Origin of the sequence: Mycolicibacterium nivoides (assembly GCF_003855255.1) — a bacterium.
Classification (GTDB): domain Bacteria; phylum Actinomycetota; class Actinomycetes; order Mycobacteriales; family Mycobacteriaceae; genus Mycobacterium; species Mycobacterium nivoides.
On the sequence record NZ_CP034072.1, the window covers coordinates 332,990 to 345,494 of the forward strand.

Here is a 12,505-nt window from a genome sequence, read left to right on the forward strand (position 1 = left end):
GCTCTCTCCAGGCGGTTTCCGCGGAGCGCTGGAGGGGGAGCGCTCCGCGGAAACCGGGTCAGCGGCCGGTGATCTGGTTGGCCGCGGTTTGCGCGTCGGCCAGCGCCTGATCGATGGTCTTGGCGCCGATCACCGCTTCATTGAGCTGTGTGCCGACCTCCTGCACCATCTGTTCGGCGTTGAGCCCCTGCGCGAACGGGACGTTGTTCTTCAGGATCTCGTCCACCGCCGCGAAGTAGCTCTCACCGTTGCCGGACTTGCGGACCTCAGGGTCGGCCACCGTCGAGATCCGGGTGGGCGCTCCGCCGCGCATGACCCGCTGCTTGTCGGTGTCCTTGTCGGTGATCCAGGAGATGAACGCCCACGCGCCGTCCGGGTTCTTGGAGTTGGCCGGGATCGCCCAGGACCAGGTGCCCAGTGCGCCCCGGCCACCGGGCATCGGTGCCAGCTTGAACTTCCCGGCCAGTTCCCCGGACCCCGGTGCGTTGAGGCTGGAGGTCAGCCAGTTGTAGCCGACGATGGACGCCGATCCGCCGGAGGACAGCGACCGGATGGTCTCGTCCTGTGCCCAGTTCACACTGTTGGGCGGGGCCGCGGTCTTGAGGGTGTCGATGTAGATCTGCAGCGCCTTGTGGGCTTCGGGGGTGTCGATCGTCGGCTTGCCGTCCTTGTCGAACATCGAGCCGCCCGCGGCCGCATACCAACTCGACCATTCCTCGAGAATCTTGTAGCCGCGTTGCGGGCTGTGCGCGATACCGGCGTGCTGCGGTGTCGTCAGCTTGTTGACCGTCGTCACGAGCTCGTCGAGGGTGGTCGGCACCGGCAGGCCCGCCTGCTGCAGCAGATCGTCGCGGTAGATGTAGCCCTGGGCGTAGTTGTACATCGGGATGCCATAGGTGGATCCGTCGATCTCGTTGACCCCGCGCAGCGACGGGTAGAAATCGTCGTAGTCGAGCTTGCTGGCCGACCCGATCCGGCTGTCCAGCGGCGCCAGGAATCCGGCGTTGACGAAATCGTCGGTCCACGGGTTGTCGATCATGATCAGGTCATAGGTGCCCTGCGGGGCCTGGAACGACGCCACCAGCTTGTCGCGCATCGAGTCGTAGGCAAGCTTCTCGATGTCGACGTTGATGTTCGGGTACGCCTTCTTGAACCCGTCGAGAAGAGACTCGACGGCTTCGGTGTCGTGTTCGTCCTCCATGAGGATCTTCACGGTGCCGGCGTGGTCGGCGGGAATATCACCCGCGCCGCTTCCGCTTTCGCTCGCCGGTCCGGAACTCGAACAGCCGGCCAGCGCCAATGTGGTCGCCCCTAACAGCGCGGCGACTGAGGACAACCACTTTCTCGTTGCTGCCATATCTCTTCCAATCCTGTTGATTCGGTGGTGATCAATCCATGAAGGCGCCGCCGTTGACGGCAAGTGCCTCGCCGGTGATGAACCGGGCGTCCTCGGAAAGCAGGAAGGTCAGCGCCTTGGCGATGTCTTCGGGCTGCTCGACCCGTCCGAGCGGGGTGTCATCGATCCACATCTGTTTCACTGCTTCGGCGGTCGTGCCCCGCAACGAGGCCTCCCACTCGAGTTCGCGCTCTTGCATCGGGGTGGCGACATAGCCGGGACAGATGCTGTTCACGGTGATGCCGTGCTCGGCCAGTTCGTAGGCCATCGACTGGGTCAGTCCGATGACCCCGAATTTGGATGCGATGTAATCGCTGAGGAACGGAACCCGGCCCTGCTTGCCACCCATCGACGCCGTGTTGACGATGGTGCCCTTGCTCTTGGTGCGGACCATTGCCCGGGCGGCCGCCTGACCGCAGATGAACACGCCCTTGAGGTTGATGTCGAAGGTCTTCTCGACCCGGTCCAGCGGCATGTCCAAGAAGCGCTCCATGAATGAGATGCCGGCGTTGCTCACCCACGCGTCCAGTCCGAGCCGATCCGCGACATCGTCGGCGACGCGAGCGGCACCGGCCGGGTCGGTCACATCGAGCTGCAGATACTCGTGTCGCTGACCGGCTGCGGTGTCGAGTTGCTGCGAGCAGTTCTTGGCGGCCTGCTCGTCGACGTCGGTCACGACGACCTGCCAGCCCCGACGGGCCAACTCGGTCACCATGGCCTTGCCGATGCCGGATCCCGCGCCCGTGACTACGACTGTCTTCGTCAATGTTCTTCCTTCTCTTGCTGTGATCGGTGGGTGCGGACTGCCGAGATCACTCGTGCGCGACCCGCACATCGATGCCTTGCTGTCGGGCCGCGTCCAGTACCGGATCGTCCTGCGGGCCATCTGTCACGATGGTGTTCACCGCGCTCAGCGGCGCGATGTTGATCAGCTGGACACGCCCGAGCTTGCTGGAGTCGACGGCGAGAATGACGCGGTCGGCGGACTCCATGGCCGCGCGCTTCACATCGCTTTCCTCACTGTGGTAGTCGGTGAGTCCACGCTTCGCATCGACACCGGCGACGCCCATGATGTAGGTGTCGCAGTTGTACCGCCGGTAGGTCGCCTGTGCATCGGAGCCGATGAGGCTGAGTTCCCCGGGCCGCAGCCGTCCACCGGTGAGGAAGACCGTGGTGTTGGGTTCGTCGACGAGTTCGAGCGCGGCAAGCACACTCGGGGTGATCACGGTCAAACCCAGCCCGCGGCCGCGGATCTGATGCGCCACGGCCAGTGCGGTGCTGCCGCTGTCGATGATGACGGTCTCGTGTGGTTCCAGAAGCTCGACCGCAGCTGTTGCGATGTGAGCCTTCTCGGCCGTGGCCGACTCGACCCGGGTGCCGAAAGCGGGCTCTTCGGCCTTGTGCGAGTAGGCGATCGCACCGCCGCGCACCCGGCGCACCGCGCCTTGGGACTCCAGGACGTCGATATCGCGCCGAATCGTCATCTCCGAGACCTCGAACATCGCGGCCAATGAGGCGAAGTCCACTTCGCCGTCAGACCGCAGCCGCTCTTCGATGAGGGCTCTTCGCTCTTCGACTGACATCGGCACCCCTGTGACTATCTGTGAATGATTGACAGTTTCCACTGTGATCTTTCAACTCACGGACGAATGTCGTTAATGTTTAACATAGTCGGGTGTGAGATGGGAAGAGATAACAATGGTGGATTCTGAGCAGCGCGACAGCCCATCGGGGCTGGCAGCCGAACTGGTCGACGTTGCGCTTGAGGCGGCGCGTGCGGGTGCGGCGATACTCCGTTCACGTCCACGGGCGAGTGCCAGCGTGACGGTCAAGGGTGAGCGGGGCGACCTGGTGACCGATGTGGATGTCGCCGCCGAGCGCGCTGTGCGCGCGGTGTTGAGCAGTCGCAGGCCGAATGACCATGTCACCGGGGAGGAGCTCCCCGGCACGGCCCCGGCCGGCGCGCGGGTGCGGTGGTCGATCGATCCGCTGGACGGCACGACCAACTTCACCAGGGGAATTCCGTACTACGCCACCTCGGTCGGCGCCGTCTGTATTCGCACCGGACAGTGGCTCGCCGGCGCGGTCGACGCTCCAGTGCTCGGCAAGACCTACTACGCCTACAGGGGTGGCGGAGCATGGCTGGCCGAAGGGGCGGGCGTGTACCGGTTGACCGGGCCGGCTGCCGGGGGCGACGGCGCCGCGCGCCTGTTGGGAATGGGTTATGCCTACTCGGCAGAGGTGCGCCGGGCCCAGTGCGGCATGACTTCCGAGATGATGGCCGGATACACCGATGCTCGGGCCCTCGGGTCGGCGGCGCTGGCGATCTGTGCTGTCGCCGAGGGTGCGCTGGATGGTTACGTCGAGAGCCACCTCGGTGAGTACGACTGGGCGGCTGCGGCCTTGGTGGCCGAAGAGGCGGGCTTGGCGGTGCGGCGACCGGCGGCTGTGGCCGATGAGCTTCGGGTCACCGTCTCGGAACCGCGTCAGTCGTGAATTGTTAACAGAAGGTTGATAGTTCTTCACACTCTCGGCTAGTGTCAGCGACACGTTGCGCTGGCATCGTGAACTCTGGACAGGAGACAGTTCTTTGCGGGGCACCTATCTGATCGGTGTCGATATCGGCACCACCGGAACCAAAACGGTTCTGCTGCACGAAACGGCCGGCATCGTGGCGCAGGCGACGTTGAGCTCTCCGATCTTCTCGGACGGGCCGGCCTACGCCGAGGCCGACGCCGCGGCCTGGGTCACCAACGCGGTAGAGGGAATTCGGCAGGTACTGGCCGAATCTCAGATCGACCCGGGGATGGTGGCCGCGGTCGCGGCGACCGGCATGGTTCCCGCGGTGGTCTGCCTCGATGCCGACCTGAAACCGGTGCGCCGGCCGATCCTGCAGAACGATGCCAGGGCCACCCGTGAAATCGACGAGCTGTCGACGGTGATCGACGGTGCGGATATGTTGTCCCGCACCGGATCCGCGCTGACCCAGCAGTCGGTGGCACCCACCGTGCGCTGGTTGCAGCGCAACGAACCCGAATGCTGGTCGGCGACGCGCTATCTGGTCGGGTCCTATGACTATGTACTGATCGCGTTGGGAGCGGAACCGCACGTCGAGCAGAACTGGGCGCTGGAGTCCGGCCTGTACACCCTCGACGGGAAGCACTTCGGTCCGGCGCTTGAGGCAGTCGACCTACCGGTTTCGTCGCTGTGCGAGGTGTACCGGCCAGGCACCAGGGTCGGCACGATCAGCCCGTCGATGGCCGAAACCACCGGCCTGCCGACCGATGTCGCGTTGGTGGTGGGCGGCGCCGACCATGTGCTGTCGGCCTACGCGGCCGGGGTCGACACTGCCGGTGACTGGTTGGTCAAGTTGGGCGGTGCCGGTGACATCCTCACTGCCTGCGCCGATCCCATCGTCGATGCGCGCCTGTATCTCGACGCGCACCCCCGGCAGGGCACCTGGCTGCCCAACGGTTGTATGGCCACCAGTGGCAGCCTCATCCGCTGGTTCCAGACCCTCATCGGCGGAACGCCGTTGACGGATCTCGACGTCGAGGCCGCCGTACGCCGACCCGCGGCGGTGTTGTGCCTGCCGTACTTTCTCGGTGAGAAATCGCCGATCCACGATCCGCAGTTGCGCGGCGCGTTCATCGGCCTCGAGCTGGCCCACACCGGTGCGGACATGTACCGATCGGTGCTGGAGGCGATCGCTTTCGGGTTCCGGCACAACGCCGAGGTCATGAGATCGGCGGGAATCACGTTGTCCAGGGCCAGGGTGACAAACGGTGGCAGCAAGTCCACCCTGTGGAAGCAGATCCACGCCGATGTGCTCGGCACCGAATTGTCGCCGGTGCGTGACCATCCGGGAGCTTCACTCGGGGCCGCCATCTTGGCGGGTGTGGGAGTAGGTGCGCTCGGTCTCGATGACGCCGCGCGATTCCTGCAATTCGACGCGCCGGTGGTGCCCGACCGTGATCGGTCGGCGATCTATGAAGAGGCGTATCAGCTGTGGCGGCAGGCCGGCGATGCGCTGGTGCCCATTTCTCACGGACTGACGAGGCGGGCGCGGTGAAGATCCGTCACGACTACAAGGTTGCGGTGGCCGACGGCGGTTGGCGCATGGTCGATCTCGGCTTGACCACCGGTCTGGATTCCGGCGACATCACATTGTTCGACCGGGAGAGCGACGTCGTCTACGCGCTGCCTGCGCCATCGGATCGGCTGCCGATACGGAGCTGGAAAGATGTTCGCCCAGAAGACGTCGCGGTCGTCGACCCGGACGGCAACACCCTGCCCGAATCGCTGACCGAGCCGACCGTCGAGCTGCCGATGCATCTCGCGATCTATGCGGCCCGGTCCGATGTCAATGCCATCGTGCATACCCATGCCGAGGATTCACAGGTGTTCGCGGCGGCCGAGAAGGACATCCCCACCGCGACCATCGATTCGTACACTCGCGTCGGGTTCGGCCCGATCCGGTGTGGGAAGTTCGGGGTCGTCGCATCAAAAGAACTGGGCGACAACATGGTCGCCGTGCTTGCCGACGGCAGCAAGGCGGCCCTGATGGCCCGGCACGGCGCGGTGGCGCTCGGCCCGGACCTGGCTGACGCACTCTTCACCGCCACCGTCATCGAGAAAGCCGCGCGGCAGGCGATGAAGGTGGCGTCGCTGGGGGTCACTCCCGAACAGCTGAGCCTCTACCACATTTTCGACCATGACCTCGCGCGCGACATCGAGGAAGGACGCGTCCACCTCGACACCCAGACGGTCACGATCCAGCGCTTGGCCTGAGAGACAAGAAGAACAAGAGGAGATAGGTAAACCATGCAATGGCTTGAAGATGTCTTCGGCGTGCACAAACCGGTGATTGCGATGCTGCACCTGGATGCGCTGCCGGGCGATCCGTCCTTTGACACGGCGGCCGGGATGCGAGCGGTGGTGGACAACGCGCGTCGCGACCTCGATGCGCTTCAGTCCGGCGGGGTTGACGCGGTGATGTTCTCCAATGAGTTCAGCTTGCCGTACCTGACGAAGACCGAGCCGATCACCGCGATCGCCATGGCCCGCGTGGTCGGCGAGCTTCTCGACGAGGTCGAGGTGCCGTTCGGCGTCAACGTGCTGTGGGACGGTGTGGCATCGATCGACCTCGCCGCCGCGACCGGTGCGAAGTTCGTGCGGGAGATCTTCACCGGCGTCTACGGCAGTGATTTCGGATTGTGGAACACCAACGTGGGCCAGGCAGCCCGGCACCGTCGCCGCGTCGATGCCGGCGATGTCCGACTGCTGTTCAACGTGGTTCCGGAGGCCACGGCGTATCTGGGCGAGCGGGATCTCGCCGACATCACCCGGTCCACGGTGTTCAACGCCAAGCCCGACGCGCTGGTCGTGTCGGGGCTCACCGCCGGTGCGCCGACCGACACCTCGGCATTGTCGACGGTCAAGAACAACGCGGGCGACGTCCCGGTATTCGTCAACACCGGTATGCGGGTGGAGACCGCCGAGGCGCAGCTGAGCATCGCCGACGGCGCGGTTGTCGGTACCGCGTTCAAGAAGGACGGGGTGTTCGAGAACCGCTCGGATCGTGAGCGGGTGGAGAAGCTGATGACCGTGGTCAGGAACTTCCGCCAGAGCTAGCCTTCAACTTCGGAGTCGCCCCGGGTCGAGTCTGCCGCGGCTCGGGGCGACTCAGTTCCTTCGGCGATGAGTCTGCCGGTGCCCACCGGTCTACCTTTCGAAAGAGCAACCAACTCATCGGGAGTAACGCCATGGGCCTCATCGAGATCGAAATGTTCGCCACCCTGGACCTCGTCGCGCAGGCGCCCGGTGGCCCCGACGAAGACCCCGAGGGGTTCTCGTTCGGCGGCTGGCAGGCGCCACTGATCGACGAGGTCTCGGGCGAACAGGTCGGCTCCGCCTACGAGGGCACCGATGCGCTGCTGATCGGACGCCGGACGTACGACATCTTCGCCGCCCACTGGCCGCACCAGACCGACGAATTCGGCAAACTGTTCAACAGCATCCCGAAGTACGTCGCCTCCCGCGGGGAGCCTGATCTCTCGTGGTCCGGCTCCACACAGCTCGGCCCGGATCTGGGCGCCGCTGTGCGCGAGATCCGAGACAAGCATGAACATGTGAAGGTCGTCGGAAGCCTGGACCTGGTCCAGACGCTCCTGCGCGAGAAGCTCTTCGACCGTCTCGACCTCTGGCTGCACCCGATCCTGCTCGGCGCGGGGAAGAAGGTGTTCGACGGTGGCGCGGTGCCCACCAACGTCACACTGCTCAAACCGCCGGTGGCCGGCCCCAGCGGCATCGTGTACCTGCGCTACGGCCTCGCCGACGGCGTCCCGGGAACCGGGGATATGAGCGAGCGGGATCGGTGAGCTCGGCTGGGTGCTGTCAGGGGCGGGTCGGGGCTACCGTGACGGCGCTGGCGTCCACATCTGCGATATGGACCCGCTGAGCGCCCTGACGCACGAACAGGCTTGTGACGGTGGACGGTTGGTTGGACTGCTGCTGATCGGGCGGCCGGGGCACGCGCGCGATCACCACCGCGTCGCCGTTGGGCAGCGGGTAGTCGCGGTACGTGCCGTCCGGGGCGATCTGGGTCCACCGGCTGCCATTCAGCTCCCAGACGCCGCCGTCCGGCGTGGGTTCGGACCGATTGGTCGGACACTGCGCGGCGCCGGCGGTGGCGCGCAGCTTTCCATCGGGTGTCCACCACACGGCGCCGGTCTGGTTGCCGTAGAAGTAGGGCCTTGGGGTCGCATCGAAGGGGCCCTGTGGAAATCCGGCAGCCTGGTGACCGGTGGCCGAGTCGACCACGGTGACCTGGTGTCGGTCGCAGGGGCCGGCCTTGGCGGTGCTGCCGGTCTCGTATGCGAATCGGGTTCCGTCGGGGCTGAAGATCGCTGATACCCACTGCCTGGTCGGTGGGTGCTCAACATCGCGGACCGTGCCGTCGGAGTCGACGAGAAACAGATGATCGGCCTGGCTGAATCTGTCGGAACCATACTTCTTGACAATGGCCACGCGACCATGACCTGCGCCAATCACATTCCCGGTGAAGTCTTGCGTCTCGGCCGGGACTGCTTGTTGCTCGGGCGTTCGCGGCGGCAACTGAACTGTGTGCCACACCCTCGGCGTCGCGTCCGGTCGGCTGATGTCCAGCTGCATCAGGGTCACCTGCCCGTCGGGAGCGTCCACCGGCGGCGGGGCCTGCCAGACGACCGTGCTGCCCTGCAACGCATATGGGGCGCCGGGCCGACCCGGCCGTCGAGAATCCGTGCGTGATTCGGCCGGGATGTCCACCTCGTGTGGTTGACGGCTTGCCACATCTATCCACACCAGCCTGGCGTGAATATCGCCGCCGTCATAGGGGTATCGCCCAGCCTGCTCATCGGAGTACTGCGCGAAGGCGTACTTTCCGTCGGTGGTGAAGCCCGGTGTAGTCATTCCGACGAACCTGGACGGCTCAACTTGTCTGGTCCAGGTGGCAACGGGTTTCGGGCCTTCTGTCAGCACGAAACCGACCTCTCCGGCGTCGAACCACGGGGTGGTTCTGGGGACCGTATAGGCGATCAGCGGGCCGTGAGCCTCCGGCGAAGCGGTTGGGGAGAGCGGGCTCGACGGCTGGTCGCGCACCTGACATGCGCTGGTCGCGAGCGCGAGTGTCAAGACGGCGCCGACGAGACGGCCGGTTCTGGCGGGGCGCCACGAAGCCTCAAGTCGAGGGGAAATGCCCGATCTCATCAGAGCAGCGTATGTCTCACACCGAAGCGGATCGCCGATCCCGGTTACCGTGCCTCAACCGCCGGATCGTCAGGTACCAGAGGGACCGCCAACAACGGCAACAACGCACACACCGCGAAAGCCGCCGGGTAGCCCGCCACACCGATCAGCGCACCGAACAACGGTGCCGAGCTGGCGGTCGCCAGATGCTGGCTGGTGTTCTGCGTGCCCAGAGCGCGTCCGCTCCAGAACGGGCCGGCGATCTCGGCGATCGCCGTGAACGCCAAACCGTTGTCGGACACCGTGATCACCGAGGCGATCACGATCAGCGCGACGCTGATCGGTGAACCCAGCCAATCGGTGAGTGCCAGCAGCCCCATCGTCGCTGCTGCCGCCAGCGCGATCGTCCGGATGGGCCGCAGCCGCTGCCCGACCACATCGGACCAGCGGCCGGCGGCGATCCGGCCTGCCGCGCCGAGTAATTGAGCGACGGTCACCAACGTGCCAGCCGACGCGGCCGACCACCCGCGATCGCTCATCAGCCACACCAGGGTGAACGTCCAGACCATGCCCTGGGGCACCACCAGCAGCACCGACACCGCGTGGATGCGCCACAACACGTTTGAGCCGCGGTACGGGTTGGCCAGGTGCTCGGCCGGCGCCTCATGGCGGGGCGGCCGCGGCGGATCCAGCACTCCCACAGCGCAGATCACCGCCGACAGCACACACACCACGGCGGGGAACAGCAGCGCCGTCGCGGTGCCGTGGCTCTCGGCCAGGCGCGGAATCACCAACGCGCCCAGGCCGACACCCAAAGGCGTTGCCGTCTGCCGGATGCCCATCGCCAGCCCGCGCTGTTCGGGTGGGAACCAGCCGACGACCACCCGCCCGCTTGCCGAATTGCTGCTGGCCGCGGCCATTCCACCCAGCAGCAGGAACAGTCCGACGGTCACCAGGGAGTGCGCCGCGGCCGCTCCGAACGCCGCCGCGGCGGTCAGTGCCGAGCCCACCGTCAGCACGATCCGCTCGCCCACCCGGTCGACGACGTACCCCCAGGCGATCAGGGTGACCACCAGTCCGAAGCTCGGCATCGACGACAGCAGACCTGCCTTGGCCAGATCCAGGCCGAGCTCGGCATGCAGGGTGGGGATGAGGAACGCCGCGCCGTTGATGAACACGTTGGCGCATGTGGTCGCGGTGAGTGCGATCGCCAACATCGACCAACGGCGGAACGTGCTGATCGATGAAACAGGCATGGGGGCATCGTTTCACGGCGTCTCAGGATATTGAACTGTGATCCCAATATATGGGAGTTCGTGAAAGCTGCCATAGGCTGTGGCGGTGAAGTTGTGGCTGACAGCAACCGTTTTGCTGATGTGTGGACTCCTGGCGGCACCGACTGCGGCGGCGGCCGCGCCGAACTGGTCAGGTCTGGATGCTCGTCACTACGACGCGCCGGTTCCCGCGCCAGGCACGCTGATCGAGACGGTCCCGTTGGATCCCGCACTGTCGGTGCCGGGTGCGGCGAGCGCCTACCGCATCCTGTATTCGACTGTTGATCAGCATGATTCGCCGGCGCTGAGTACGGCCGTGGTGTTCATCCCGAAGGGACAGGTGCCCGAGGGCGGCTGGCCCACGATCGCGTGGGCGCACGGCACGGTCGGACTCGGTGACGATTGCGCACCGTCGGCGCAGCCGCGCAGCGCGAGGGACGTCGAGTATCTGACGCACTGGCTCGAACAGGGCTACGCCGTCGTCGGCTCCGATTACGCCGGACTGGGTACCCCGGGACTGATGAGCTACCTCAACAGCGTGGCCACCGCCCACAGCGTTGTCGACTCGGTGATCGCGATGCACCGGATGGACCTGCCGTTGTCGCCGAAATGGGCCATCGTCGGTCAGTCTCAGGGTGGCGGAGCCGCGGTCAACAGCGCGCGCTGGGCCACCGAATTCAGCCGGGGGACCGGTCTGGACTATCGCGGCGTGGTCGCCACCGGTACGCCGTTCAATGTCGAGGGCATCGTCAAGCAGGCCGGCCCCGACATGGCGCTGCCGCCGAATCTCGGTCCTGCGGCCAACAGCTACACCGGGTACATCCTGGCCGGCCTGCGGGAGGCGCGGCCCGACCTGGACATCGACAGCGTGCTCACCCCTGCCGGGCTGGATGCGGTCGACAAGGCCGAGGTGTTGTGCAAGCCGCAGCTGGACCAGGCGCTCGCCGGCATGACGCCGACCGGTTACTTCCGCGCGCCGCTGTCCACCCTGCCCGGTGCCCCGGAAGCTCTCGACGCCTACCTGGGCACGCCGACCAGCGGTTACGACCGGCCGATCTTCCTCGGCGTCGGACTCCTGGACCGCGATGTCCCGCCGAACATGTCGCTGCAGCTTGACGAGCAGCTGCGGGCAAACGGACAGAACGTCACCCTGAAGGTCTATCCGGACGAAGATCACTCGGGCACCGTGCTGGCGTCGGTTCCGGACTCCACACCGTTCCTCGCCGCGGCGTTCGCCGGCTGACGGAGACTGACAGGAGGCGTCAACACTGGCGGTAAGACGCTGCGCACTACCCTGGTCAAAATGCGCTTAGGTCGAATCGCCAGTCCCGACGGCGTCGCTTTCGTCAGTGTCGAAGGCGACGGTGCCGATGCCGTCTGCAAAGAAATCGCCGAGCATCCGTTCGGCAATCCCAACTTCACCGGACGGAGCTGGCCGCTGGCCGACGTCCGTCTGCTGGCGCCCATCCTGGCCAGCAAGGTGATCTGCATGGGCAAGAACTACGAGGCCCACGCCGCGGAGATGGGTGGGGTAGCTCCCGAGGATCCGGTGATCTTCCTCAAGCCCAACACCGCGATCATCGGCCCCAACGTGCCGATCCAGCTGCCTGCCGACGCCAATCCGGTTCACCACGAGGGCGAGCTGGCCATAGTCATCGGGCGTCCCTGCAAGGACGTGCCCGCCGCGCGCGCCGCCGAGAACATCCTGGGCTACACCATCGCCAACGACATCTCGGCGCGTGATCAGCAAGCCAAGGACGGTCAGTGGATGCGGGCCAAGGGCCACGACACCTTCTGCCCGGTGGGCCCATGGATCGTCACCGACCTCGACCCATCGGACCTGGAGATCCGCACCGAGGTGACCAGTGGAATTGCCGGCACCGCCGGCGTCGAAGTGCGGCAGCTCAGCCGGACCTCGCTGATGATCCATGACATCGGTGCCATCGTCGAATGGGTCTCGGCGGTGATGACGCTGCTGCCGGGCGACCTGATCCTCACCGGCACCCCAGAGGGTGTCGGCCCCATCGAGGACGGGGACACCGTGAGCGTCACCGTCGAGGGCATCGGCACCCTGACCAATCCCGTTGTACGCAAGCAGAAGTAGAGG

The 12,505-nt window shown here is 65.9% G+C and carries 12 protein-coding genes; 7 read left to right on the top strand and 5 right to left on the bottom strand.

Annotated elements, in window-relative coordinates; genetic code table 11:
* Window positions 1-58: 58 nt before the first annotated feature.
* Genes EH231_RS01655 through EH231_RS01665 form a run of 3 tightly spaced genes read right to left on the bottom strand, consistent with a single transcriptional unit; the run spans window position 59 to window position 2,979 of the window.
* Entirely contained in the window at window positions 59-1,357 is a 1,299-nt protein-coding gene (locus EH231_RS01655) for an ABC transporter substrate-binding protein (RefSeq protein ID WP_124711759.1), read from the bottom strand.
* A gap of 31 nt (window positions 1,358-1,388) precedes the next feature.
* Window positions 1,389-2,162, bottom strand: a complete 774-nt coding sequence (locus tag EH231_RS01660) for an SDR family NAD(P)-dependent oxidoreductase (protein ID WP_164480732.1) — start codon at window positions 2,160-2,162, stop codon at window positions 1,389-1,391.
* A 46-nt stretch (window positions 2,163-2,208) separates the two neighbouring features.
* On the bottom strand, window positions 2,209-2,979 hold the full coding sequence (locus EH231_RS01665) for a DeoR/GlpR family DNA-binding transcription regulator (RefSeq protein ID WP_090425018.1): 771 nt from the start codon (window positions 2,977-2,979) through the stop codon (window positions 2,209-2,211).
* 115 nt (window positions 2,980-3,094) lie between these two features.
* Here EH231_RS01665 and EH231_RS01670 point away from each other — a divergent pair, with 115 nt between their 5' ends.
* The 5 genes from EH231_RS01670 to EH231_RS01690 all read left to right on the top strand — a co-directional run bounded on the left by EH231_RS01670 (window position 3,095) and on the right by EH231_RS01690 (window position 7,776).
* The gene (locus EH231_RS01670; RefSeq protein WP_205866401.1) at window positions 3,095-3,892 is read left to right on the top strand and encodes an inositol monophosphatase family protein; all 798 of its coding nucleotides are present in this window, start codon (window positions 3,095-3,097) and stop codon (window positions 3,890-3,892) included.
* 94 nt (window positions 3,893-3,986) lie between these two features.
* Window positions 3,987-5,468 (top strand): FGGY-family carbohydrate kinase, encoded by a 1,482-nt coding sequence (locus EH231_RS01675; protein WP_124711760.1) that lies wholly within the window; start codon window positions 3,987-3,989, stop codon window positions 5,466-5,468.
* Window positions 5,465-6,187, top strand: coding sequence for a class II aldolase/adducin family protein (locus EH231_RS01680; RefSeq protein ID WP_090425020.1), 723 nt, complete (start codon window positions 5,465-5,467; stop codon window positions 6,185-6,187). The genes EH231_RS01675 and EH231_RS01680 overlap by 4 nt, the downstream gene beginning before the upstream one ends.
* A 33-nt stretch (window positions 6,188-6,220) precedes the next feature.
* Window positions 6,221-7,030, top strand: a complete 810-nt coding sequence (locus EH231_RS01685; protein ID WP_090425021.1) for a BtpA/SgcQ family protein — start codon at window positions 6,221-6,223, stop codon at window positions 7,028-7,030.
* 131 nt (window positions 7,031-7,161) lie between these two features.
* Window positions 7,162-7,776 (top strand): dihydrofolate reductase family protein, encoded by a 615-nt coding sequence (locus EH231_RS01690; RefSeq protein WP_124711761.1) that lies wholly within the window; start codon window positions 7,162-7,164, stop codon window positions 7,774-7,776.
* 16 nt (window positions 7,777-7,792) lie between these two features.
* Here EH231_RS01690 and EH231_RS01695 read toward each other — a convergent pair whose 3' ends face one another.
* Window positions 7,793-8,848, bottom strand: coding sequence for a hypothetical protein (locus tag EH231_RS01695; protein ID WP_090425023.1), 1,056 nt, complete (start codon window positions 8,846-8,848; stop codon window positions 7,793-7,795).
* Between the two features lie 341 nt (window positions 8,849-9,189).
* Window positions 9,190-10,380, bottom strand: coding sequence for an MFS transporter (locus EH231_RS01700; RefSeq protein WP_090425024.1), 1,191 nt, complete (start codon window positions 10,378-10,380; stop codon window positions 9,190-9,192).
* 118 nt (window positions 10,381-10,498) lie between these two features.
* Between EH231_RS01700 and EH231_RS01705 the strand changes: the two genes are divergently transcribed.
* On the top strand, window positions 10,499-11,641 hold the full coding sequence (locus tag EH231_RS01705) for an alpha/beta hydrolase family protein (protein ID WP_124711762.1): 1,143 nt from the start codon (window positions 10,499-10,501) through the stop codon (window positions 11,639-11,641).
* A gap of 60 nt (window positions 11,642-11,701) precedes the next feature.
* Complete coding sequence (locus EH231_RS01710) at window positions 11,702-12,502, top strand: fumarylacetoacetate hydrolase family protein (protein WP_090425025.1); 801 nt, start codon at window positions 11,702-11,704, stop codon at window positions 12,500-12,502.
* Window positions 12,503-12,505: the final 3 nt, after the last annotated feature.

Coding starts and splice junctions, on each gene's coding strand:
- EH231_RS01655 (WP_124711759.1), bottom strand. CDS start 1,357: ATGGCAGCAACGAGAAAGTGGTTGTCCTCAGTCGCCGCGCTGTTAGGG.
- EH231_RS01665 (WP_090425018.1), bottom strand. CDS start 2,979: ATGTCAGTCGAAGAGCGAAGAGCCCTCATCGAAGAGCGGCTGCGGTCT.
- EH231_RS01670 (WP_205866401.1), top strand. CDS start 3,095: ATGGTGGATTCTGAGCAGCGCGACAGCCCATCGGGGCTGGCAGCCGAA.
- EH231_RS01685 (WP_090425021.1), top strand. CDS start 6,221: ATGCAATGGCTTGAAGATGTCTTCGGCGTGCACAAACCGGTGATTGCG.
- EH231_RS01690 (WP_124711761.1), top strand. CDS start 7,162: ATGGGCCTCATCGAGATCGAAATGTTCGCCACCCTGGACCTCGTCGCG.
- EH231_RS01695 (WP_090425023.1), bottom strand. CDS start 8,848: ATGACTACACCGGGCTTCACCACCGACGGAAAGTACGCCTTCGCGCAG.
- EH231_RS01700 (WP_090425024.1), bottom strand. CDS start 10,380: ATGCCTGTTTCATCGATCAGCACGTTCCGCCGTTGGTCGATGTTGGCG.
- EH231_RS01705 (WP_124711762.1), top strand. CDS start 10,499: ATGTGTGGACTCCTGGCGGCACCGACTGCGGCGGCGGCCGCGCCGAAC.
- EH231_RS01710 (WP_090425025.1), top strand. CDS start 11,702: ATGCGCTTAGGTCGAATCGCCAGTCCCGACGGCGTCGCTTTCGTCAGT.